General features: G+C 68.0%; 30 protein-coding genes and 2 pseudogenes. 3 read left to right on the top strand and 29 right to left on the bottom strand.

The window, feature by feature from the left end:
• Positions 1-41: 41 nt before the first annotated feature.
• Positions 42-833: an SDR family NAD(P)-dependent oxidoreductase gene (locus HNR00_RS17225; protein ID WP_183571527.1), complete on the bottom strand. Its 792-nt coding sequence runs from the start codon at positions 831-833 to the stop codon at positions 42-44.
• A gap of 72 nt (positions 834-905) precedes the next feature.
• Entirely contained in the window at positions 906-2,270 is a 1,365-nt protein-coding gene (locus HNR00_RS17230) for an MFS transporter (RefSeq protein WP_183571529.1), read from the bottom strand.
• Between the two features lie 86 nt (positions 2,271-2,356).
• Between HNR00_RS17230 and HNR00_RS17235 the strand changes: the two genes are divergently transcribed.
• Positions 2,357-3,364, top strand: a complete 1,008-nt coding sequence (locus HNR00_RS17235; RefSeq protein ID WP_183571531.1) for an alpha/beta fold hydrolase — start codon at positions 2,357-2,359, stop codon at positions 3,362-3,364.
• A gap of 13 nt (positions 3,365-3,377) precedes the next feature.
• Positions 3,378-4,244 (top strand): NAD(P)-dependent oxidoreductase, encoded by an 867-nt coding sequence (locus HNR00_RS17240; protein ID WP_183571533.1) that lies wholly within the window; start codon positions 3,378-3,380, stop codon positions 4,242-4,244.
• Positions 4,245-4,639: 395 nt separating this feature from the next.
• Here the strand turns inward: HNR00_RS17240 and HNR00_RS17245 are convergent, their stop codons facing one another.
• Positions 4,640-5,347 carry a glutathione binding-like protein gene (locus HNR00_RS17245; protein WP_183571535.1) on the bottom strand — a complete coding sequence of 236 codons (708 nt, stop codon included), beginning with the start codon at positions 5,345-5,347 and terminating at the stop codon, positions 4,640-4,642.
• Positions 5,348-5,504: 157 nt separating this feature from the next.
• On the opposite strand from HNR00_RS17245, the gene HNR00_RS17250 reads away from it, so the two are divergent.
• Complete coding sequence (locus tag HNR00_RS17250) at positions 5,505-5,720, top strand: hypothetical protein (protein WP_183571537.1); 216 nt, start codon at positions 5,505-5,507, stop codon at positions 5,718-5,720.
• Between the two features lie 159 nt (positions 5,721-5,879).
• On the opposite strand, the gene HNR00_RS17255 is transcribed toward HNR00_RS17250, so the two are convergent.
• From HNR00_RS17255 to HNR00_RS17380, 26 genes and pseudogenes are all read right to left on the bottom strand, one after another.
• Positions 5,880-6,602: a class I SAM-dependent methyltransferase gene (locus HNR00_RS17255; protein ID WP_183571539.1), complete on the bottom strand. Its 723-nt coding sequence runs from the start codon at positions 6,600-6,602 to the stop codon at positions 5,880-5,882.
• 362 nt (positions 6,603-6,964) lie between these two features.
• A complete protein-coding gene (locus HNR00_RS17260; RefSeq protein WP_183571541.1) occupies positions 6,965-7,417 on the bottom strand; it encodes a hypothetical protein in 453 nt (150 codons plus the stop codon).
• 304 nt (positions 7,418-7,721) lie between these two features.
• A complete protein-coding gene (locus HNR00_RS17265) occupies positions 7,722-8,810 on the bottom strand; it encodes a tyrosine-type recombinase/integrase (protein WP_246390762.1) in 1,089 nt (362 codons plus the stop codon).
• A gap of 29 nt (positions 8,811-8,839) precedes the next feature.
• Positions 8,840-9,007 (bottom strand): annotated as a pseudogene (locus tag HNR00_RS26075) (helix-turn-helix domain-containing protein); the annotation flags it as partial.
• On the bottom strand, positions 9,000-9,359 hold the full coding sequence (locus HNR00_RS17275) for a hypothetical protein (protein WP_183571547.1): 360 nt from the start codon (positions 9,357-9,359) through the stop codon (positions 9,000-9,002). The gene HNR00_RS17275 and the pseudogene HNR00_RS26075, both read right to left, overlap by 8 nt.
• The gene (locus tag HNR00_RS17280) at positions 9,349-9,708 is read right to left on the bottom strand and encodes a hypothetical protein (protein WP_183571549.1); all 360 of its coding nucleotides are present in this window, start codon (positions 9,706-9,708) and stop codon (positions 9,349-9,351) included. Before HNR00_RS17280 ends, HNR00_RS17275 begins: the two co-directional genes overlap by 11 nt.
• Positions 9,701-10,012 (bottom strand): hypothetical protein, encoded by a 312-nt coding sequence (locus HNR00_RS17285; protein ID WP_183571551.1) that lies wholly within the window; start codon positions 10,010-10,012, stop codon positions 9,701-9,703. Before HNR00_RS17285 ends, HNR00_RS17280 begins: the two co-directional genes overlap by 8 nt.
• A complete protein-coding gene (locus HNR00_RS17290; protein WP_183571553.1) occupies positions 10,002-10,517 on the bottom strand; it encodes a hypothetical protein in 516 nt (171 codons plus the stop codon). Before HNR00_RS17290 ends, HNR00_RS17285 begins: the two co-directional genes overlap by 11 nt.
• Positions 10,514-10,915, bottom strand: a complete 402-nt coding sequence (locus HNR00_RS17295) for a hypothetical protein (protein WP_183571555.1) — start codon at positions 10,913-10,915, stop codon at positions 10,514-10,516. The genes HNR00_RS17290 and HNR00_RS17295 overlap by 4 nt, the downstream gene beginning before the upstream one ends.
• Positions 10,908-11,303: a hypothetical protein gene (locus tag HNR00_RS17300; protein ID WP_183571557.1), complete on the bottom strand. Its 396-nt coding sequence runs from the start codon at positions 11,301-11,303 to the stop codon at positions 10,908-10,910. The genes HNR00_RS17295 and HNR00_RS17300 overlap by 8 nt, the downstream gene beginning before the upstream one ends.
• Complete coding sequence (locus tag HNR00_RS17305) at positions 11,300-11,818, bottom strand: hypothetical protein (RefSeq protein WP_183571559.1); 519 nt, start codon at positions 11,816-11,818, stop codon at positions 11,300-11,302. Before HNR00_RS17305 ends, HNR00_RS17300 begins: the two co-directional genes overlap by 4 nt.
• A 2-nt stretch (positions 11,819-11,820) precedes the next feature.
• Entirely contained in the window at positions 11,821-13,299 is a 1,479-nt protein-coding gene (locus HNR00_RS17310; protein WP_183571561.1) for a hypothetical protein, read from the bottom strand.
• The gene (locus HNR00_RS17315) at positions 13,296-13,706 is read right to left on the bottom strand and encodes a hypothetical protein (protein ID WP_183571563.1); all 411 of its coding nucleotides are present in this window, start codon (positions 13,704-13,706) and stop codon (positions 13,296-13,298) included. Before HNR00_RS17315 ends, HNR00_RS17310 begins: the two co-directional genes overlap by 4 nt.
• 93 nt (positions 13,707-13,799) lie before the next feature.
• Positions 13,800-14,237 (bottom strand): annotated as a pseudogene (locus HNR00_RS17320) (DUF4326 domain-containing protein); the annotation flags it as partial.
• A 5-nt stretch (positions 14,238-14,242) separates the two neighbouring features.
• Positions 14,243-14,932 carry a hypothetical protein gene (locus HNR00_RS17325; RefSeq protein WP_183571567.1) on the bottom strand — a complete coding sequence of 230 codons (690 nt, stop codon included), beginning with the start codon at positions 14,930-14,932 and terminating at the stop codon, positions 14,243-14,245.
• A gap of 184 nt (positions 14,933-15,116) precedes the next feature.
• Complete coding sequence (locus HNR00_RS17330) at positions 15,117-15,887, bottom strand: DNA cytosine methyltransferase (protein WP_312886077.1); 771 nt, start codon at positions 15,885-15,887, stop codon at positions 15,117-15,119.
• Positions 15,884-16,333 (bottom strand): hypothetical protein, encoded by a 450-nt coding sequence (locus HNR00_RS17335; RefSeq protein ID WP_183571569.1) that lies wholly within the window; start codon positions 16,331-16,333, stop codon positions 15,884-15,886. The genes HNR00_RS17330 and HNR00_RS17335 overlap by 4 nt, the downstream gene beginning before the upstream one ends.
• Positions 16,327-16,641 carry a helix-turn-helix domain-containing protein gene (locus tag HNR00_RS17340; protein WP_183571571.1) on the bottom strand — a complete coding sequence of 105 codons (315 nt, stop codon included), beginning with the start codon at positions 16,639-16,641 and terminating at the stop codon, positions 16,327-16,329. Before HNR00_RS17340 ends, HNR00_RS17335 begins: the two co-directional genes overlap by 7 nt.
• Before the next feature lie 60 nt (positions 16,642-16,701).
• On the bottom strand, positions 16,702-17,094 hold the full coding sequence (locus HNR00_RS17345; RefSeq protein ID WP_183571573.1) for an HNH endonuclease: 393 nt from the start codon (positions 17,092-17,094) through the stop codon (positions 16,702-16,704).
• Positions 17,091-17,357, bottom strand: coding sequence for a hypothetical protein (locus HNR00_RS17350; RefSeq protein WP_183571575.1), 267 nt, complete (start codon positions 17,355-17,357; stop codon positions 17,091-17,093). The genes HNR00_RS17345 and HNR00_RS17350 overlap by 4 nt, the downstream gene beginning before the upstream one ends.
• Positions 17,354-17,650, bottom strand: a complete 297-nt coding sequence (locus tag HNR00_RS17355) for a hypothetical protein (RefSeq protein WP_183571577.1) — start codon at positions 17,648-17,650, stop codon at positions 17,354-17,356. The genes HNR00_RS17350 and HNR00_RS17355 overlap by 4 nt, the downstream gene beginning before the upstream one ends.
• Positions 17,647-17,967, bottom strand: coding sequence for a hypothetical protein (locus tag HNR00_RS17360; RefSeq protein ID WP_183571579.1), 321 nt, complete (start codon positions 17,965-17,967; stop codon positions 17,647-17,649). The genes HNR00_RS17355 and HNR00_RS17360 overlap by 4 nt, the downstream gene beginning before the upstream one ends.
• A 111-nt stretch (positions 17,968-18,078) precedes the next feature.
• Positions 18,079-18,291, bottom strand: a complete 213-nt coding sequence (locus HNR00_RS17365) for a hypothetical protein (protein ID WP_183571581.1) — start codon at positions 18,289-18,291, stop codon at positions 18,079-18,081.
• Positions 18,292-18,296: 5 nt separating this feature from the next.
• On the bottom strand, positions 18,297-18,872 hold the full coding sequence (locus HNR00_RS17370; protein ID WP_183571583.1) for a hypothetical protein: 576 nt from the start codon (positions 18,870-18,872) through the stop codon (positions 18,297-18,299).
• Positions 18,873-18,941: 69 nt separating this feature from the next.
• Positions 18,942-19,223 (bottom strand): hypothetical protein, encoded by a 282-nt coding sequence (locus HNR00_RS17375; protein WP_183571585.1) that lies wholly within the window; start codon positions 19,221-19,223, stop codon positions 18,942-18,944.
• Complete coding sequence (locus tag HNR00_RS17380) at positions 19,223-19,657, bottom strand: hypothetical protein (RefSeq protein WP_246390764.1); 435 nt, start codon at positions 19,655-19,657, stop codon at positions 19,223-19,225. Before HNR00_RS17380 ends, HNR00_RS17375 begins: the two co-directional genes overlap by 1 nt.
• Between the last annotated feature and the right edge of the window lie 108 nt (positions 19,658-19,765).

The raw sequence follows: 19,765 nt of genomic DNA on the forward strand, positions 1-19,765 counted from the left end.
TCGTTGCGAGGCTGGAGCCGCGGCGATCGACCGACGACCCCTCACGCGATGCCGCGCAGGACGCCGCCGTCGACACGCAGGGCCGCGCCGGTCGTGGCGCTCGCGGCCGGCGTGCAGAGATAGGCCACCATGTTGGCGACCTCCTCCGGCTGGGCGAGGCGCTTGAGGAGCGAGGTCGGCCGGTTCTCGGCGATGAAGGCGCGGCCCTTCTCTTCGAGATCGCCTCCGGCGCCCCCCATCGATTCCAGAAAGTCGGCCACACCCTCGGTCAGCGTCGGACCGGGCAGCACGCTGTTGACGGTGACGCCGCTGCCGCCGACCGTCTCGGCGAGCCCCCGGGAGACGGCGAGCTGCGCCGTCTTGGTCACCCCGTAATGGACCATCTCGACGGGGATGTTGATCCCGGATTCGCTACTGATGAAGACGATGCGGCCCCAGCCGCGCTCCACCATGCCGGGCCCGTAGGCGCGGGCGAGCCGGATGCCGCTCATCACGTTGACCTCGAAGAAGCGGCGCCATTCCTGATCGGGGATCTCGAAGAACGGCTTCGGCTCGAAGATGCCGGCGTTGTTGACGAGGATGTCGACCGTCGGCAGGGCGGCGAGAAGTTCGGCCGCGCCCTCCTCGGTGCCGACGTCGCCGATGCCGGCGATGAAGTCCGCGCCCGGCCCCTCTCCGCGCAGCCGCTCGATGGCGGCGTTGACCCGTTCGCCCGTGCGTCCGTTGACGGCGACGGTGGCGCCGAGCTGCCCGAGGGTCTTGGCGATGGCGTAGCCGATGCCGCCGGTCGAGCCGGTGACGAGGGCGCTGCGTCCCTTCAGGTCGATGTCCATGGGTCTCGTCCGTCGCGCTGTCCTTTCGGCACAACGCGCGAGGCCGGCTTCGGGTGCGGCGCGCAAGCCGGATCAGAACCGCGCCCGGCGCAGCCCGCTCGCGACGGCGCCGGTCAGCGCGAGGACGACCGCGCACCACAGGGTCGGCACGAAGGCCGCGGCCGGCCCGCCGGCCACGAGGCCGAAGGCCACGGCGACGAGCGCCGCGCCCAGCGACTGCCCGACGAGCCGGGCGCTCGCCTGCATGCCGCTCGCGCCGCCGCTGCGCTCCCGCGGAGCGCTCAGGATGATGATCTTGTTGTTGGGCGACTGGAACAGCCCGAAGCCGATGCCGGCGAGCGTCAGCCGCCAAACGATGTCGAGGGTCGTCGCCTCCCGCGGCAGGAGCGCCAGGGCCGCGAGGCCGATGGCCAGCAGGGCGAGGCCGAGCGCGCCGAGGAGGCCCGGCGGGTAACGGTCGGCGAGCCGCCCCGAGAGCGGCGCCATGACGGCGATGGCGAGCGGCCAGGGCGTCATCAGCAGGCCGGTGTGGGCGACCGAGAGACCGATGGCGTCGTGGAAGTAGAAGGGCAGGGCGACGTAGGCGACCATCTGCGCGCTGAACGCGCAGACCGAGGCCATCATCGACAGCGCGAAGGCGGGAATGCGCAGGAGGTCGAGGGGCAGGAGCGGCTGGGCCAGCCGGATCTGGCTGCGGATGAAGACGGTGCCGACAAGAATCGCCGCGGCGATCTCGGCGAGCGCGAGGCCGCGCCGCCCGGGATCGGCCAAGCCGTCGAGGCCGACGATGAGGAGGCCGAAGGTGAGGGCATTCAGCCCGGCGCTCGGCAAATCGAACCGCCGGGACGAGCGGGGCGTATGCGGCAGCGTCCGGGCCCCGACCGCCAAGGCCACCAGCCCGACCGGCAGGTTGACCAGGAACAGCCAGGGCCATTCGGCCAAGGAGAGGATCGCGGCGGCGAGGCTCGGTCCCGCTGCCGAGGCGACCGCCACCACGAGCGCGACGTTGCCGACGCCGCGCCCGAGCAGGCGCTGCGGATAGATGAAGCGCACGAGCGCGGTGTTGACGCTCATGATCCCGGCGGCTCCCAGGCCCTGCGCCACGCGGGCCGCGATCAGGCTCGGGAGGTCGGGGGCGACGGCGCAGGCGACCGAGGCCGCCGTGAACGCGGCGAGCCCCGCGAGATAGACCCGACGGTATCCGAGGCTCTCGCCGAGCGTCGCCAGCGGCAGCAGCGCGGCGGTCACCGCGATCTGGTAGGCGTTGACGACGAAGATCGCGTCCGAGGCCGGCACGCCGAGATCGCGGGCGATCACCGGCAGCGCGACGTTGACGATGGCGCCGTCGAGCACCGCCATGGCCATCGCGAGCGCCATCGCGAAGAACGCCAGCCCGCGCGCCCGTGCCGGCAGCCCGTCGCCGCCTGCGCTCGCCATTACGACCGCGCCCCGCTGAAATGCGCTACAGAGGCGCGCTGACGGCCCGGCTGTCCTATCTGTATACAGTCGACCAAGGAGTTCTCATGCGATCCGCCCCCATCCTGGCGCTGCTGGCGCTGGCCCTGACCGCCGCACCGGCTTCCGCCCAAGAGGGAGCGGACGCGCCGCTCGGCATCGCGCTCGAAGGCTTCGCCTATCCCTATCCGGTGAAGTTCCTGCCGCTCAGCCGCGACCACGAGGCGCAACGCCTCGCCTACATGGACGTGGCCCCCACGGGGAACGCCAACGGCCGCACCGTCCTGCTGCTGCACGGGCGAAACTTTCCTTCCAGCTACTGGGAGCCGGTGATCCGCGCGCTGGCGGAGGGCGGGTACCGGGTCGTCGTCCCGGATCAGCTCGGATTCGGCAAGTCCTCCAAGCCGATCAAGCCGTTCACCTTCGACCGGATGGCCGCGGAGACGGTCGCGCTCGCCGATGCGCTGGGGCTCCAGCGCTTCGACGTGGTGGCCCACTCCATGGGTGGGATGCTGGCGGTGCGAATGGCGCGCAACTTCCCGCAGCGGGTGAACAGCCTCGTGCTGGAGGCGCCGATCGGGCTTGAGGATTACCGCTTCACCGTGCCGCCGGTCACCGACGACCTGCTGCTGACCCGCGAGGGCGAACTGACGGCCGAGGCCTACCGCAAGCAGCTGATGACGAGCTACGCGCTGTCGCTGCCGGTCTCGGCGATCGAGCCGTTCGTGCAGATCCGCGAGCGGGTGAAGGGCTCGGGCGAGTATCCGCGCTGGCTGCGCTCGTTCGTGCAATCCTATCAGGCGATCTGGGGCCAGCCGGTCGTCCACGAGTTCCCGCTGGTGAAGGCGCCGACCCTGTTCGTGATGGGCGCCAACGACCGCAACGCGCCGGGCAAGCCGTTCGCGCCGCCGGAACTGCGGGCCGGCATGGGCGACAACACCGGACATGCCCGGGCTCTGGCCGCGCGGATGCCCAACGGCCGCGCCGAGGTGATCGCCAATGTCGGCCACCTCGTCCACATGGAGGCGACCGACATGTTCAACGGGCTGATGCTCGACTTCCTCGACCGGAACTGAGGCGAGAGACGATATGGACGTCGGATTCATCGGGCTCGGCCGCATGGGCCGAGCCATGGCCGCCCGCCTCGTCGCGGGAGGGCACCGGGTCAGGGTGTGGAACCGCTCGCCGGAAGCCGCCCGCGCCGTGGAGGGGGCTGAGCCGGTGGGGAGCGCGGAGGAGGCGTTCTCGGGCGACGCCGCCATCACCATGCTGGCCGACGACGCCGCGCTTCGCGCCGTGCTCGTCGAGGGCGGTCTGCTCGACGGCGCGGCGCGTCCGGCGGTGCATGTCGGCATGTCGACGATCTCGGTGGCGCTGGCCAAGGAACTCGCCGCCGTGCACGGCCGGGCGGGCGTGGCTTACGTCTCCGCCCCGGTCTTCGGCCGGCCCGACGCGGCGGCGAGCGGCGCGCTCAACATCGTCGCCGCGGGCGAGGACGGGGCGATCGCGAAGGTCCAGCCGCTGTTCGACGCCATGGGTACCAAGACCTGGCGCTTCGGTCTCGAGCCGGAGAAGGCCAACGCGGTCAAGCTCGCGGGCAACTTCATGATCGTCTCGGCGATCGAGGCGATGGGCGAGGTCGCGGCCTTCTCGGAAGGCCACGGCATCCCCGGCGCCGACGTGCTGGCGATGCTGACCAACACGCTGTTCGCCTCGCCGGTCTACAAGAATTACGGCGCGATGATCATGGAAGGTCGCTACGAGCCGCCGGGTTTCACCCTGCGGCTCGGCCTCAAGGACGTGCGCCTCGCGCTCGAGGCCGGCGAAGCGGCGTCCGTGCCGATGCCCTTCGCAAGCGTGCTGCGCGACAACCTGCTCGACGCCATCGCCCATGGCGAAGGCGACCGGGATTTTGCCGCGCTCGCCACGGTGGCGGCGCGGCGCAGCGGGCGGTGAGGACAGGCGGCTCGCGCTGATTGCGATTGCGAGGCGAGCGTCCCATAATCGTGGCGAGCGCCCGCAGGCGGCTACCTGCGAGCGCTCTTATTGAACTAACTACCAGATGAGCCCGAGCGTGATGGTCATCGACCACTCACCGCTCGGGTTTCTCCGTAATGGCGATCCGCAGAAGCGGAAACATCAGCACATCGCTCACCCCCTTCCCGTCTGCCTACTCGCGCGACGGCGGTCGGCGAGGCCGCCGTAAGCCCTGTGAGCCGCAGGGCCTTCGTGACGGGGAGGTGTTCGTTCAACACAATCAGTATGCGGCGCGCGGCGGGAAGCACAACCGTTTGCCGGGCCACCCTGCGCGCCGGTTCATGGCGGTGGCGCGCAGGACACAGGCTCGGCGACTACCGCTTCGCGTTCGCAGCGTTCTGGCCAAACATCACCTTCTTGGCGTCCTCGCTCATCGGCTGGCCGTAGCTCGGGTTCACCTCGACGGCCTTGGCGTAGGCGGCTTGCGTCGCCGGGCGCTCGGCGATGGCCTCGAGCCAGCGCTTCAGGTGCGGATGGTCGTCGAGGTTCTGGCCCTGCTTCTCCCACGGCACGATCCACGGATAGGCCGCCATGTCGGCGATGGTGTAGTCGGCACCCGCCACGAATTCGCGGTCGGCCAGCCGCCGGTCGAGCACGCCGTAGAGCCGGTTGGTCTCCTTGACGTAGCGGTCGACGGCGTAGGGGATCTTCTCGGGGGCGTACTGCGAAAAGTGGTGGTTCTGGCCGAGCATCGGCCCGAGGCCGCCCATCTGCCAGAACAGCCATTGCAGGGTCTCGGTCCGGCCGCGCAGATCGCCCGGCAGGAAGCGCCCGGTTTTTTCCGCGAGGTAGAGCAGGATCGCGCCCGACTCGAACAGCGAGACCGGCGCGCCGCCATCCGCCGGCGCGTGATCGACGATGGCCGGCATGCGGTTGTTGGGAGCGATCTTCAGGAAGGCCGGCTCGAACTGCGCGCCCTTCCCGATATCGACCAGATGGATGCGGTAGGGCAGGCCCGTCTCTTCGAGAAACAGCGTCACCTTGTGGCCGTTCGGGGTCGGCCAGTAGTGCAGATCAATCATTGGTGCCTCGCATCTCCGCGGCGCTCGGTGGCGGCGAGGTGGGAACCCGCGCCGGCCCGGTCAAGCTCGGCCGCTTGCGCGACTTGTCCGCTTGCCGGCAACGAAGGCTTCACGGCTCCCGTGCTGTGCTGCCGGCGAGGACAGGAAAGGGGAAGCGATGATCTCGGCGGTCTCCACGAGCATGGCGGGCCTGAGCGCCGCCTTCCAGCGCTTCGACGGTGCGGCCTCCCGCGTCGCCGCACCCGAAGCCTCGGCCGATCCGACCGCCGCGGTGGTCGAGACCGGTCAGGCGAAGTTCGACGTGGCGATGAACACCGCTTTGCTGAAGTCGTCCCTGGACGCGGAGAAGCGCGTCCTCGACATCTTGGTGTGACGTCCTCGGGCGATGGTACCGGCCAAGGCTCCCCCCGGCCGTCCGAACGACAGGATCTGCTTGCGTCGTCCCGGGACTTCGATCCTGCCCAACCCGGCCGCAGCCGGGGCTGTCGTCGTCGAACCGACCGGGGTCGCCGCGGGGCGGCGCCGTTCTCGGTCAGGGCTTACGGGCGACGATCCAGACGACGTAGGGACAGGCCGGTTCGTTGCGCATGGCAAGCTGGTAGATCGGGTTCTTCGGATTGTCCGGGATCTTCGCGGTGCGAAAACCGAGATTGATATAGGGCCACACTTCGCGGTTGCCCCAGCCATCGGCGAGGATGACCTCGCAGCCGCTGTCCGTCGCCATGAAGCGCAGTCCGTTCGGCGTGTAGCGCCAGAAGTCGCTCGGAGCGCCGTGGATGAACTGCAGGAAGCAGGTCGTATGAACGGCATATCCGCCCGGCTTGAGAACCCGATTGCATTCCTTGAACGCTTCGATCGGGGATCCCTCAATGTGTTCGAAGACCTGATCAGTGATCACGAAATCAAATTGTTCGTTCTCGAACGGCAATTTCATGATATTGTATTCAGGATAGTTAGCCGATGTGAACTTCACGGCGTTGAGACCGATAATTTTTGCCAGATTTTTGGATGTCGAAACACCCAGGCAGGTCTTTTCCTCGCTATCGTGTTCGGCCAAGACGCCGCTAAGCGCCTTATACATGGCGAAGCGTGTGATGTGATGCGTCTTCGGTGCAGGATCATTCTCCAGACAATGCGTAATGATCTTTTGCAGTGTCTTCTCGGATAATCCGGACCAAAGCATCGTTGCCCCCTTCATTGATTTCAGTGCAAGAACTGATCCGTTTTGCGTGCGTACCAGACGCGTTCGCGGCATTCAACTGAATAACTCTGAACCGTCGCCGGCGCGGCCAGGAGAGCATGCGCCGTACCGGCCGGTCGTCGAGCGCGATCCTTCGACACCGGACGGGCCATCGACATGTCAAACGAGTCGGCGGGTGACATGGCATGCACGCGTCGCGCACGGCCGGCTTGCTCGCGGAGCGTCAAAATCGTATTCCTGCGCGGCGATCATCGCGTCGGGGTGTAGCGCAGTCTGGTAGCGCATCTGCTTTGGGAGCATCGGTGCAGAGCATCTTGGCGCCTTTCCCCACAATGACTTAGCGGAATTTGTCCCGAGCGGCTCGGGGATTTTTCGGGACCGGGCCTCACGAATTCGAAAATTCGGCTCTTCGAGGGCTATACAGTTGCCTTGGTGCGATTGGCGACGGCGTCCGCAATCATCTCCGCCATCGCATGCCGAAACCGGCGATCAGACCGAACGCGCTCCAATCGTCGCATCGCCTGCCATCGCGGCAAGGCGCGGAGTGGCCCATCGTCCCCTGTGTAGCGCGGGCTCGTGCGCGCATTGAGCATGTCGAGCGTCGCGCGGATGCGGCGATGGAAGATGCGCTCCTCGCGCAGGTTATCTTCGACGACCTCGGCCATGATGGCGTCCGGCCCGTCCTCAACGCGATAGCGCGCAATGGCGGCGGCGGCTTCGGGCTCACGCCGCTCCCGATGCTCCTTCTCGCTATCGTGCTGCCGGATCGAAGCAAGCGTCAGGATGTGGCAAAGGTCCGAATACGAGAGGCCCGTCAGCAGGGCGCTTCCGTCTTTGCGGCGGATGATGCGGGGGTTCAGGCTCTTCATCGAAATGCCCTTTCGAGATATCTCGCATCCTACGACCGGCCGTGCTATAGGTCAATCCGAGATATCTCGGAAACGAGCATGACTGGGCCATCCTTGACGACATCGGAGATATCCCGTTCAAGCCGCCGGATGGCCCGGCCGAAGAACGATCATGAGCCTGTGTTGATTCGGTTCGTCCCCGGCACGCGGGATCGGATCAAAGCCGTCTTGGTCGAAGGCGAGGACAACGCCTCGTTCGTCCGATCTGTGGTGGACAAGGCAATCGCTCAGCGCGAGCGTGCCGCTGCCCGCAAGCCGCCCAAACCTACTTCGTGACCTTCACCGCCCCCTCGCCTCTGCCCTCGGCCCGCTCACCCAATCGCTCCATGGACTCGCGCAGATCGTCCATCGTGACGTGCGCGTACTTGGCCGTGGTCGCCACGTCGGTGTGCCGGAGGAGGTTGCGCACGGCCATGATGTTCGCGCCGGAGCGCAGCAGCCGCGTCGCTGCCGTATGGCGGAGATCGTGAAAGCGGAAACCATCGACCTCTGCCGGCCCACGAGCCCGGCGCCATGCGGTCTTCATGCCTTCGTAGGTAATGGGCAGGCGGTCACCTACGGCGCGCAGGCCGCGCTTCTTCCGTACCGGGTAGGTGAACACGCGCTCGGGATGGTGGGTGCGCAGCGGGAACAGCAGCGCCCGCATATCGGTAGTCAGCGGAATGCTGGCCTTTTTGTCCCCCTTGCCGAGGATGCTGATCTCGCGCTTGCCCCAATCCACGTCGGACCACCGCAGGTTCACGCACTCGGCCAGCCGGCAGCCGGACATCAGCGCGAACCGCACCAAGTCTCGGTAGCCCTCCGGCATGGCGGACAGGATGACAGGCTGCTCATCGTCGCGCATCTCGCGGACCCGCTCGTCCGGCTCCTTCAGCCGGTAGACCTTCCATTCAATCAGCGGCAGCTCGATCTCCCAAGCGACACGAGCGCGGTTCAGGACGCGCCGCAGCGGTTCGGTGACGGTGCGGTTGACTGTGGCGGGCGACACGCCATCTCCGCGACGCCGGGCGACCAAATCGGCGATGACCGTGCCGCGAATTTCGGAGAGCTTCCGATCCGGCCCAGCCTGCGTCACGATCCACGCCAGCGACGCCTTGAAGGTCTTCTTAGCATTGCCGCGGTAGTGCTGCGCCTTCTCGTTCCAGAACCGCAGCGCCGCCGCGTTGATCGTCATTTCACCAATTGCAGCGGCGCTCTCGTTTTCGGCGGCGCGTTTGGCTTCTTCCTTGACCCGTTGCTCGTATTCCCTGGCTTCTGGCTTCTTTCGGCGGCCAGTAGTTCCAGAAAACCGCCGCTTCCTGAACTGGAAGTCGTAGTGGTAATACGGCGAGCCCTTGGGGCGATAGACGGACATGCCGGGCGCTCCTGCCGCTTCATCTCGACAAAGGCATCAAGGTCGTCGGGGTGGATGAACCGCTTGCGGCGCTTCGTGCCGTTGCCGAAAGCTACGCATTTCAGCTCGCCGCGATCAACATGCCCGCGCACGGTGCGATCGCAGACGCCGATCCGCTCGCCGGCCTCCGCGAACGTGAGGAGAAGTCGCTCACCCATCCACGCCTCCCCCGGTCTCTCGTCCCTGGGTGGTGGCGAGGGCGATGCGGCCCTTTTCGGTGAGCGGAGCGCCGATCCGTCGCCTGTAGCCGAGTGGCAGGCTGGCCCAATCGAACTCGTCTTTGAACGCGCCGCAGACGTGCTCGCGCAGCGTCATGACGTGGCCGGCGCCGATTGCCCGCGACGCGCCGTGGATATTGAGCGGCGCCGTTCGATCAACTCCGGCAACCATCGGGCCGGCATGGCATTCGCCGGCCATCGAGTTGAGCGAGCGCCACCAATCGCAGCCCGCGCAGCAGGGACCGTGCTGATGGTAGAAGCTGTCCAGAAGCTCCTGTCGATCACCGGCCATCCCGCGCCTCCTGTTCTTTGAGGGCGGCACAGAGGGCTTTGAGTTCGGCGACCTTGGCCTCTGCCTCTTCGTATCGCCTCTTGTTTGCAAGCATCTGCCCGCCGTAGAACTTGCACTGCTCCCACATCTCATTTGCGGATGCGCGGAACCGAGCGTGCTCTTCTAGGTGCTGCGCAAGGTTGGCATCCATCCGGTCGAACTCGGCGATGATCGCATCCCGCTCGGTGTCGCCGGAGCACGGAAGCCAAGGAAGACGCCCGGCCTGCCAATTGCGCATCTGGCGCTGACTGATAAGTTCCGCCTTCCGTTTGATCTGATGAAGCCGCTGCCCGCCGGTCAGCCTACGCATCGCCGCTCTCCTTCGGTGTGAGGGGGAGGGCCCGGATCACGTCGCGCACATCGGCGACGGCATCGCTTGCATACTCGCGGGCCGATGTGTGCCGGATCTCGCAGCTGCCCCAAATGGCCAGCCAGCTTTCAGCCGCCTCAGCAGCCCTCTCCCGCATCTCCCGCGCCCCGTCCTCGCGGTCCTTGGCCCGGAGGGCGGCGATCACGACGGCGGCCTGATAGATGCCGCCGACCGCCCCGTCTTCGCAGTCAAGATGCCCTCGGAGCACCGCCTCGATCTCCGCGATCTCGCGCTCATTCGGCATGATCGGCCTCCTCGGATCGGGCGATGAGGGCCGAGACATGGATCATCAGGGCCGCGGCCGTGAGAGCGAGCGCGACGGTCGGCGCCATGCAATCGCGAGCGCCAACCATCTGCCCTTCAGCGTTGCCGAGACACGGGGCGATCTTTGCCCAGGCTCGACTGCTGAAGCCCGATGTGGTCGGGTCAGGCGACCTCGTGCTGATTTGCCAGCAATCGCCCGGCAAGAAGCCGACGAGCCGCTCGTGGTGTCTCGGCTCGGCCGTAAACTCGAAAACTTGGTTTGTGACAAACCTGTCGGTTCGCGGATCGGCCCACACGTCCTCCGTCACGCGCTCGTTCGTGTAATAGTCGCGGGCGCCGATGTGCCGGCGGTCACGCACGTAGAATGCCGCCATGATCGCCTCGTCTAGAGCGCGGTCGGCCTCCTTCGCTGCCTGCACGCGGAGTATCAGCGCCTTCAAGCTCTCCGTCCTCGTCACGCCGGCATCTCCCGTGGGTGTGGTCATCGGGGCTGGTCCTTCGATGCAGCGAGATCGGCGGGTAGCGCGTACTCCGTCCCGCGGTGCTCAAGATGCCCGTCTCGGCGTAGGCGGCTGAGTTGCGGAGCCAAGCCCTCACGCGTTAGGTCGCGGGCGAACCGGACGTGGATGCGCGAGAGGATTTCGGCAGCCGTCAGCGGGCGTTGGACCTCGCGAAGAACTGCGAGCGCCTGCCCTTGAATGGTGTCGGGCTCCGGTGCGCACGTCCTTCTTGGACCGCGCGGTGGCTTACCCTCAAGCACGGCATGGGCCTTCTTGAGGTCGGCGATCTCGGCGCGCAACGGTGCCAGTTCCGCCTCTAATTGAGCCGCCCGTGGTTCAAGTTCGGCAAGCCGGCCAGCGATAAAATTGCGAACCTCACCCATGGCGCGCCCCCTCCTTCACAGGAGCATCCGTCCCCGCTGGTGGGTCGGTGCGGAGGGCGGCGCGGACCCTGGCAGCGATGCCGTTGGCGACCGCCCTGGCCGTGCGCCGCTCCTGCGCCGTCATCTCGCCGGCCATGAGCAGGATCGCGTCCATGCGGGTAGCTTCGGACAGGGCGCGCTTCACATCCGCCGCCACCCGCTCCGCGCTCTCGGCCTTGGCGAGGAGAGGGGCGAGGGGCAGCGCAGCAGCAATTGCCGCCTCCATCCGTTGGGCTGTAGGCAGAAGTGCGTAGCCGCCCTCGTTCCAGGCGCGTCGCGCAGCCTCCAGCATTGCCGGCGTGACTTCGACAGGCTCTTCGCGCAGGGCGTCGTGGTCAGCGGGCGTCATGGGCGGGCTACACAAATCGTGTTCAGGATGCCCCACTCGAAGCGCTTGGCGAGCGCGTCGCCAGATGCAGCCACCTTCATGCGGAAGATGCGCGCGGTCTCGGGATGCATCACCAGCATGTCGCCGACGTGGTAGATGTCGGGCTTCGGTCTCTCGACCCAACGGATGCGCTGGCGATGGCCTTGGCGCCGGCGGCGGGCGGCCCGCGAGGGCGAGCGCACCTGCGACCAGTCCTCGACCGTGTTCGTCATGTGCGGGTCTTCGACGATGCGAAGGCCACCGCTAGGCATGATTGAGCGCCGCGAGATGCTGAAGGCGAAGGCGTCCGAAGCATCCTGGCGCTCACGCGGGCGATCCGGTACCAGATCGCGGAGCGACCGCATCAGACCATCAGCCGATGGAGGTGATGTCTGCGTCGGCAAGGTCACGGTGGTTGCTGGCTGCCCGCCGCGCGGCTTTGGGTGCAGGTACTCGCGAAGGGCGTCGAGCGCCGAAAGGTCGAAGTTGTTCGCCACGGCTACCTCCCCTCTGCGGGGGTGGCGGGGGTGGCGTCTTCAGCGGTCGCGTCGGGGCGGGTGGGGGTCGGCGTCAGAAACGCCTCTAACCATGCGACGGCGCTCGGATCGACCGCGCGCAGGGTCGTCCAGTCGTCGGCGCTCAGCGCTAACAGCCCGTCGAGCGCGGCTCTGGCTTCGGGACGAAGGGACCGGCGTTTCTCCCCCGCGGTCCCCCCATCCGCCGTCGAGGCGGAGAGGGTCGAGCGGGGCGCCGCAAGCGCCTCCACTTGGTTAGAGAGCGTCCGGATGCGGGCGTGGGCGTGTTCGATGATTTCAGCAGCGTCCGGCTGACCGCCCAACGGCTCGCCCGAGAGATCGTGGAGGTGCCGTTCCAGCTTCTCTAGCTGCTCGAAAATCAGCCAAGCGTCCGACCGCCCTCCGCCCGCCGCGGGCTCGGGTGTGGCGGGGGCGGCGGGCCGAGCATAGAGCTTAGTTCCGATCTCAGCGGCGTCCATGAACGCCAGCGAGGCGTCGATAATTTTGTGCGGCTTCTTCTCACCAAAGTGCGCCTCGGGGTCGTACCAGAGCACCTCCGCGACCGGCTCGTCCTCCGGCACCGCCCCGGCGCTGGCCGGTGCGGACGATGGGTCGCTGGCAAGCGCAGCAGCAAAATCCATCAGCCAAAGCAACAGATTTTCTTGAGTTAGATACCCTTTGTAACCAGCGTGCCAGCACTCTTTCAGGTGACTTAGTTGATGGTAGAGGTCGCAGCCAGCGGGAAGTGGGTTCGGTCCAAGCTGACGGACGTGCTTTTGCGCAAGTGCAGCTTTAACCTTCTCTTCCAGCGTCGCCGCCCGCACGCTCTCCGTCTCCGCACCGGCGCTGGCCGGTGCGGAGACCTCCCCCGCCTGTACGGACGATGGGGTGGCGAGGAGGGTAGCTGCGGCCTCGCGAAGCACCGCCCGCAGGTTGAGGCGGGTCTGCTCGCTTTCGCCATTCTCGCAGCGGATGGTGAAGGCACCATCGCCGCATTCCCGGCCGTCCAGGGCGTCGTGAAAGCCCCGAAGCTCGTAAACCAGCCGCCGCACGCTCTCCGGAACTGCGGCCGGGGCGAGGGCGGCGACCTTCAGTTCAGGGTGGTCGAACGCGCTCTCAACGATGCTGCGGATATCGGCCGCGACGGCCCCGCTGGCGCTAATCGTGTCCTCGTAGGACCAGTCCTCGCGCAGGTAGCCGCCTATCGACAGCGTACCCATGATTTCGCCGGACCAAAACGTCATCTGCTCTTCGTGGCAGACGCGGGCTGCGAGTTCGGAGGCGCCGGCCTCCACGTGTGCGTGGGGCATGGTCAGCGTTTCTGGTTGGGGGTTGCGGTAGCAGGCATCGAAGTAGGCCACGAGCCGAGCGTTATTCTCCGATGCGGAAAGCGAGGTGGCTGCGGGCTCCACCGCATCGGAGGCGGAGGCCTTCGCCTCCCTGTGTGTGGGGGCGAGGGTCATGGGCGTGACCCCGCGTTGTAGGTCGGAGCGAAATCCGGCACCTTCTTCTTCGGCCACGCGTCCATCTTGGCGGCGTGATCGCGCGCGACCGCGAGAATGTCGGGAGCGCCGCCTACCTTCTCGGCGAGGTCGGCCCACGCGCGCACTGCGTCGCCCCCGGCCACGTCCTGGCCGCGGATCAGGAACACCGGCTCGTCCTTCGGGATGACCCGGAGCGTGCCGTTGGTGTGGATCGGGACCCTGCCAGCGAACTCGCCGTGGTCGGGGACGCCGAGCACCTGCCGTGCAAGCTGACGGGCGCGGAGACCCTGCGGTGTGCCCATCTGCATGGACAGGATCAGCTCCGCGAGTTCGCGGGCGGCGCTGGTGTCCTGAATATGGCCGTAGTCCGAGCGTGCGTGCTGCATGGTTCAATGCTCCCGTGCTGCGGTGGGATTTGAACTTGCGGAAGGCGCAAGGGCGTGCCGTCCCTCCCCGGCATCCGCTCCGGTCGGGAGTGGGTCGTCGCAGACGGGGCCGTTCGCGAGGCGCAAGAGCACGTCGGCGTGGCAGGGCGAGCCGACGGCGCACCAGCAAGCGAGGTTCTTGCCTCGAATGGCCGGCAACCCATGATCTCGCAGCCACTCGCTCCAGGCCCAATGCAGGGCGTTCGCGTGTATACTACCGGCGAAGTGCAGGCCGTCGGGGCTGCACTGGAAGCTCTGGGTGCCGCCGCGACACAGCCGATCAAACGCCTCAACGGCCTGTGCCGGGTCGGTCGCGTGCACGAAGGGGTTTCCGAGAATGCCAGGACGCGCGACGCTCACCGCGGGCAGCCCGTTCACCGCCCGGCTGTGCGCCTGGAGATCGAACCCCTTCTTCCGGCTCAGTTGCAGACGGACGGGTTTCGCCTCCGCCTGTCCTATGGCGGCCGTCTCCCGGCCCTGAGTGGTGGGCATGGGGGCTACTCCGCGGCCTGAGGGCGTGAGGACGGCGCTCGTGGCCGATTCAGGCGCACGGTCTTCGGCTCGTCCCAGGAGCCGTCTACGATCTCCAGGCGGTCGCGCCAGCCCAGCCGCAAGATGCGGGCGACCCGGCAGTGCGGTAGAAACCGCGCGACGACGCGCAGGAAAAGGTCGTGCGTGATCCCGAGGCCGGCGAGACCAATCTCTTCCTTGTGGCTCGGCGCGCCGCAGATGATGGCGGGCGTGCGGACGGTGTGGCAAACATCAATGTAGCCGTCGGGCTGGCCGATGCCCCACGGCCCCCTGATCCTGACGTGGCGGCCTGCGTAGGGGCCTTCTGCCATCAGACAATCCACCGCCCAACCGCCGCAACCTTCGCTCGGCGGCGTCGCCGGGATTATGAAGCGCTCGGCTTGGCCGGCGACGTAGCGCGTTTGTTCCGTCTCGACGAACTCGCCTTGGAAGCCCCACTGATGGATCCGGCCGTCTGGATGCCGGGCGACCAGCGCGCCCCCTTCGCGAACGAAGGACTGTCCAGGCCAATCGCGCAGTGGCCGATCAGCCATCAGCCACAGGTCGGGAGCATTCGCGTAGCCCTCGTTCCAGCGGACCGTGGCGCCGAGCAGCCACTCGGGAAGCGGCTGAGGGCCGACAGGAAGTTCGACCCAGTCGAAAGCTATCTCGCTCACAGCGCGCCTCCGCGGTCATCTCGGTGAGAGTTCGCGCGAGACCGAACGCTGACGCTCACACACGCCCACGTCCGCGCCTGTCCGCGCGTGGCAGCCGCACGACCGGCGGCGATGCAGGCGTCGTGGCCGCGGTAGGTCGGAGCGGGCGCGATGATTGCGGCGGGGTAGAGGATGAGGGCGACGATCATGGCGCGGCCTCCGCAATGCACGGAGCGCGTGATGCCAAGATCGCGCGACCGATCATTTCCGGGATTTGCGGGACGACAGCGTTTCCGAGAACTCCAAGGCGGTCCACATGATCGGGAAGCCCATGAACAATTCGGACAAGCCCGGATCGAACTTCGTGGTTGTTTGCTGCCGAAGACCAAGCGCTCGGGCTATCGTGTATCCCAGCCCATAGGAGCCGCCCCCACCCTTCCGCGCCCCACTGCCCTTCGTCCCGTCGCAGTGTCTCGGGGTAGGCCACAATCCAGATGCGGTCCCGTTCATGCGGGGCGCCAAGGTCGGAAGCAGAAAGGCAGTGCCACTCCGCATCATACCAGAGCGCGGCCAAGTCTCCGAGAACCCGGCCAAGCCCTCGACCAAGCAGTGCTGCAACGTTCTCCAAGATGATGAAGTCGGGTCGTAGTTCGCCAGAAAGACGGGCGATTTCCGACCATAAGCCCGATCGCTCGCCCCCGATCCCGACGCGATGCCCCCCGTTGCTGATGTCTTGGCACGGAAAGCCCCCGCAGATGACATCCACGGCAATTCCATCTGCGCGGAGGCGATCGGCTGTGAGGGTGCGGATGTCATCGTAGCAGGGGACCTCCGGCCAGTGCTTCGCCAGCACGCGCCGGCAGAAGGGATCAATTTCGCAGAAGGCTACGGTTCTGAAGCCACCCGTGCGCTCCAGCCCGAGGCTGAAGCCGCCAATGCCGCTGAAAAGATCAAGGACGTGCAGGGGCTCGCTCACGCGTCCCTCCCCCCATCCTCGCCCGCTCTCGCGGCGAGGGTCGTGAGGTGATGGGATTCGGGGGAAAGGGCGGGGCAGTTCGACGTTTCGCCGGATCGGGCGCCGGAAATCGCGGCCAGGGCCCGCCGGACGAGGCTGCGAGCGGTCGGCTGGTCGGGCGCGGGCGCGACGTCGTCCTTTCGCACCAGCCGCAGCACGGGCGCCGCCGGCCGGGTGCTCTCGTCGGCAGCGAACTGGCGAACGAGGGCGACCAACCGTTCGGCGTCGGCCAGCACCGCGGCGTCGCGCTCGGCCGCCTGCACAAGCCGGTAGGTCTCCGGGCAGTCGGGGCGGACGCCGATGCTAGCCGCCTCGCGGCGGTAGCGATCCTGGCGCACCACCATGCTCTGGAGGCCGGAGGAGAGCCCGGAGAGGTCAAAGCCGGCGAAATCGGCGGCGCTCAGCATGTGCGCGCCTCCGGGCAATCGACGATGCGTTCCAGGGCGTCGAAGCGCGCAGGTGCGAGCCGGCGGCAATTCTGGATATGCCGCTGCTCCCGCGGCGAGAGCACGTGGCTGCCGGCTTTGCCGGTCAGGAGATATCCAGCGTCGGCGCCGAGGAAGCGCGCGATCTCCACGAGGGCGGAGGCGGCCAGTGGGCGAGTGCCGCGCTCGACCTCGCTGAGCACGCCGGGCGGCCAACCGAACGCCACGGAGGTCTCGCGCTGCGGCAGGCCTTTGCGCGATCGGGCGGCGGCGATGCGCTGGCCGATCAAACGGTCGTCAGGGTTAATGGGCTTCGGCATCGGTGAGCGCCTATCCTGATGCGGGTGGGTTCAGCGGCGGGTGACGCGGCCGTCGAAGCCGCGCTTGAGGCCGGAGGCTTTGGTGCCGGGTAGAGGCCGGCCCTTCGGCCGCTCGAAGCCGAGGATCGCGCGCTTCTGCGCCTTGGCGTCGGCGATCACCGTGAGGTCGCCGGTCGGCCCGTGCGTCTTGGCGAGAGCGCAGGCCTCGTGGACGATGGCCCGGTTGCCGAAGTCGTTGCTGCCGCCGAGGCCGAGCGCGCGCAGGTGCTCGTCGATCAGCCGCTTGCCCGGCCGCATGAAGAGGCCGCACAGCGGGCAGATGCCCTTCTGCTGCTCGTAGAGCTCGAGCTTCTGCGAAGGCGTGAGGGGCCGGCGCGGCGTGGTGCCGACGTCCTCGTAGGTGACGGCGTCGCAGCGGATCACGGGAGCGCTCCGCGCTTCGAGATCCGGACATCGACCTGAACGGGCACCGGCATGCGCCAGCCGTGCGGCTCGTCGCGCAGATCCTTGCGCTCGCGGATGTAGCCGTACTCGGCAGCGATGAAGGCTCTCGCCTCACGACGGGTCGTGAAGAGCATCGTCCTGCAGGGGTGCAGTGTCGTCCCCACGAGGAAGGCGCTGCTGCCATCAAGGCGGTTCTGAGACCGGAAGAGCACGCCCCAGGCGCGCCAGTGCTTGCCGCTCACGCTCGCCCCTCCATCGCTGCAAGGGCCGCCTCGACAAGCTCACCGGTGGCAGGCGCGAGAGCGGTATCGGTGTCGGGATCGCGGCAGTCGGAGCGGACGGCTTCGAGGGCGAAGGCGGCCGGGCCGAAGGCGTTCACGGCGCGGCAGATGTCGGCCGCGGCCTTCGCGCAGAGCGGTCCGTCGATCTGGATATGCCGGCCCTTGGCGGGATCGCCAAAGCTGATCCATGTCGTGCCGTCAGGGCGCTGGCCGTAGGCGGCCGGGAGCGGGAGATGGGCGAGGCGGGCGGTCACCACAGCCTCCGCGCGTCGGCATCTTCCATCAGATCTCGCGCGGCCGCCCGCAACGAGACCTGCCTGCCGTGCAGACGGGCGAGCCCGAGCCCGCCCAGGCAGTCGAGCATGCCGGGCATGTTCACCGTCCGGCTCGACATCAGCCCGAGTCGAATGTCGCGGCACGCCTGGATGACGTCATCCGGGGAGCGTTCGCGGCCGGCCAGCACGTGGCGAAGGGCGGCGACCGTTCGGGGCTCGGCCAACTCGCGCGTGTAGGCACGCGGGATGCCAGAGAAGTGCCGCCGCGCGGCCGGGACGGAGAGCTTGCGCTGCATCACAGCCATCCATGCGCGCGGGCGCAGAGGGCGGCACCGACCGCGGCAGCGATCCACGCGCCCGGCCCAGCGATCACGATGGCCAGGACGGTGCTCGGGTTCAGGCGCGGCTCAACCGCCGACGGACGCGGTGTCATCGAAGATCTCCGGACGGGGCTGGTTGCGGTTGGCGGGCGGCGCGAGGTCGAGCCGGGCGCACACGCCGATCACGGTGCGGTGGCGGACGATCGGCGGCCGGTCCGCGATCCAGAGCAGGACGCGGATCGAGACGGCGAGGAACGCCAGCGACGCGGCGAGCGCGATCCAGGGCGCGGCGTCGGCCATGGCGGTCAGGCCGCAGCCGGGCTGACGAAGCCGCGCTCGTGCGTGCCGTGGGCGAACGAGGCGTTGGCCGCCGCCGACTTCCCGTAGTCGAACCGATCCGCCTCACGGGTGAGATCGGCACAGGGCGCGATCGCGGTGGTGCCGTAGAGGGCGGCGGTGATGGCGTCGCCGCGATCGTGGGCGTTGGCCGTCAGCGCGGCGTCCGCGGCCTCGGCCGTGTCGACCCGGCGCATCGCGGTCGAGAGGATCGCCCGGTTGTTGCGCTCGATGCGGTCCGTGAGCGCCCGGGCGAAATCCGTCTCGCCAGCGTAGGTGACAGCCGTTCCGGCGAGTGCGTTGCAGAGCGTGGCGCGCAGGGCGATCACCTCCTCCTCGAACCGCATCCGAGCCAGGACGGCGTGATGGGCGCCACGGGGGCCGAGCTGCGCGCCAGTCGCGTCGTCGATGGCGATGCGGCGGACGATCTCCACGATGCCGGCGATGGCCACGCAGGTGCGGCCAGCGGCGTCGGCGAGATCGAGGGAGGTGAGAGCGGGCTCGGACGTCACGGCGGTGTCGGTGGGGCTAAACGGCGCGCACATGGGCGGACCTCGGGCGGCTTGAGGGGGCGGGGCAGGCACGGCGAAGGGGAAGAGTGGGCGGCGGCCGAGTCAGGCGGCGCGAGCGACGGCGGGCGGCTCGCCAATGGCGCCGGCAAGGCCTTCGGCGATGGCGTTGAGGGCGACCTCGGCGGCCGCGGCCTCCATGCGTTCGGCGAGGGCGCGGAAGTCGGCAGCGACCGTGAGCAGGCCGGCGCGGCGGTCCTCGGCGACGATGGCCTTGGAAGCCGCGCCCTCGACGACGCAAACCCGGTCATGGGCGACGGTCGCGAGCATCTGGAGGGTGTCGAGCGCGTCGGGCAGACGGGCCGAGGCGATGAGATCGGAAGCCATCACGCGGCCTCTGTCTCGGTGGCGGGCAACAGGAGGTCGTTGACGAGAGCGTCGCGCTCGTCGTCACCCTCGGCGAGACGGTGAACGTGGATCTCGGTGGCGCCAGCTTCGCGGGCGGCTGAGATCCAGGTCTCGGCGGCTTCACGGGTCGGGACGTTGCGAGCGTCCATCGGCTCGGCAATGCCCGAGGCGTTGCGGCTGACCGCGATCAGGACGGCGGGCACGGCGTCGATGGCATCCGCAAAGCCAATGGTGTGGACGCCGACGACGTAGCGGCGGCCGGAGCGCCCGCGCCACGCCGACAGCGCTACGGCCGGCGACCCGCGCAGGCCCACCATCGTGCGCAGGCGCTCCTCCCGAACCTCCGGCATCGGCTTACGGCCGTTGCGCATCTGCGACCGGGCGGCGCGCCAGTCGATCGACTTGTTGGACATCGGGATGGGCTCCACCGCGAGAAGCGATAGAGGCAAGCTACGACCTAGGTTGTTAATTGTCAACTACCTGAGTGGGCGCTCAAGCAAACAGGTAGTTACCCACAACTA

It is taken from the genome of Methylorubrum rhodinum, assembly GCF_014199935.1.
GTDB classification, from domain to species: domain Bacteria; phylum Pseudomonadota; class Alphaproteobacteria; order Rhizobiales; family Beijerinckiaceae; genus Methylobacterium; species Methylobacterium rhodinum.

Bases quoted from the DNA above. Each gene is read 5' to 3' on its own strand.
- HNR00_RS17225 (WP_183571527.1), bottom strand. From the start codon at position 833: ATGGACATCGACCTGAAGGGACGCAGCGCCCTCGTCACCGGCTCGACC.
- HNR00_RS17230 (WP_183571529.1), bottom strand. From the start codon at position 2,270: ATGGCGAGCGCAGGCGGCGACGGGCTGCCGGCACGGGCGCGCGGGCTG.
- HNR00_RS17235 (WP_183571531.1), top strand. From the start codon at position 2,357: ATGCGATCCGCCCCCATCCTGGCGCTGCTGGCGCTGGCCCTGACCGCC.
- HNR00_RS17240 (WP_183571533.1), top strand. From the start codon at position 3,378: ATGGACGTCGGATTCATCGGGCTCGGCCGCATGGGCCGAGCCATGGCC.
- HNR00_RS17245 (WP_183571535.1), bottom strand. From the start codon at position 5,347: ATGATTGATCTGCACTACTGGCCGACCCCGAACGGCCACAAGGTGACG.
- HNR00_RS17250 (WP_183571537.1), top strand. From the start codon at position 5,505: ATGATCTCGGCGGTCTCCACGAGCATGGCGGGCCTGAGCGCCGCCTTC.
- HNR00_RS17255 (WP_183571539.1), bottom strand. From the start codon at position 6,602: ATGCCGCGAACGCGTCTGGTACGCACGCAAAACGGATCAGTTCTTGCA.
- HNR00_RS17260 (WP_183571541.1), bottom strand. From the start codon at position 7,417: ATGAAGAGCCTGAACCCCCGCATCATCCGCCGCAAAGACGGAAGCGCC.
- HNR00_RS17265 (WP_246390762.1), bottom strand. From the start codon at position 8,810: ATGTCCGTCTATCGCCCCAAGGGCTCGCCGTATTACCACTACGACTTC.
- HNR00_RS17275 (WP_183571547.1), bottom strand. From the start codon at position 9,359: ATGGCCGGTGATCGACAGGAGCTTCTGGACAGCTTCTACCATCAGCAC.
- HNR00_RS17280 (WP_183571549.1), bottom strand. From the start codon at position 9,708: ATGCGTAGGCTGACCGGCGGGCAGCGGCTTCATCAGATCAAACGGAAG.
- HNR00_RS17285 (WP_183571551.1), bottom strand. From the start codon at position 10,012: ATGCCGAATGAGCGCGAGATCGCGGAGATCGAGGCGGTGCTCCGAGGG.
- HNR00_RS17290 (WP_183571553.1), bottom strand. From the start codon at position 10,517: ATGACCACACCCACGGGAGATGCCGGCGTGACGAGGACGGAGAGCTTG.
- HNR00_RS17295 (WP_183571555.1), bottom strand. From the start codon at position 10,915: ATGGGTGAGGTTCGCAATTTTATCGCTGGCCGGCTTGCCGAACTTGAA.
- HNR00_RS17300 (WP_183571557.1), bottom strand. From the start codon at position 11,303: ATGACGCCCGCTGACCACGACGCCCTGCGCGAAGAGCCTGTCGAAGTC.
- HNR00_RS17310 (WP_183571561.1), bottom strand. From the start codon at position 13,299: ATGACCCTCGCCCCCACACACAGGGAGGCGAAGGCCTCCGCCTCCGAT.
- HNR00_RS17315 (WP_183571563.1), bottom strand. From the start codon at position 13,706: ATGCAGCACGCACGCTCGGACTACGGCCATATTCAGGACACCAGCGCC.
- HNR00_RS17335 (WP_183571569.1), bottom strand. From the start codon at position 16,333: ATGCTGAGCGCCGCCGATTTCGCCGGCTTTGACCTCTCCGGGCTCTCC.
- HNR00_RS17360 (WP_183571579.1), bottom strand. From the start codon at position 17,967: ATGCAGCGCAAGCTCTCCGTCCCGGCCGCGCGGCGGCACTTCTCTGGC.
- HNR00_RS17365 (WP_183571581.1), bottom strand. From the start codon at position 18,291: ATGGCCGACGCCGCGCCCTGGATCGCGCTCGCCGCGTCGCTGGCGTTC.
- HNR00_RS17370 (WP_183571583.1), bottom strand. From the start codon at position 18,872: ATGTGCGCGCCGTTTAGCCCCACCGACACCGCCGTGACGTCCGAGCCC.
- HNR00_RS17375 (WP_183571585.1), bottom strand. From the start codon at position 19,223: ATGGCTTCCGATCTCATCGCCTCGGCCCGTCTGCCCGACGCGCTCGAC.
- HNR00_RS17380 (WP_246390764.1), bottom strand. From the start codon at position 19,657: ATGTCCAACAAGTCGATCGACTGGCGCGCCGCCCGGTCGCAGATGCGC.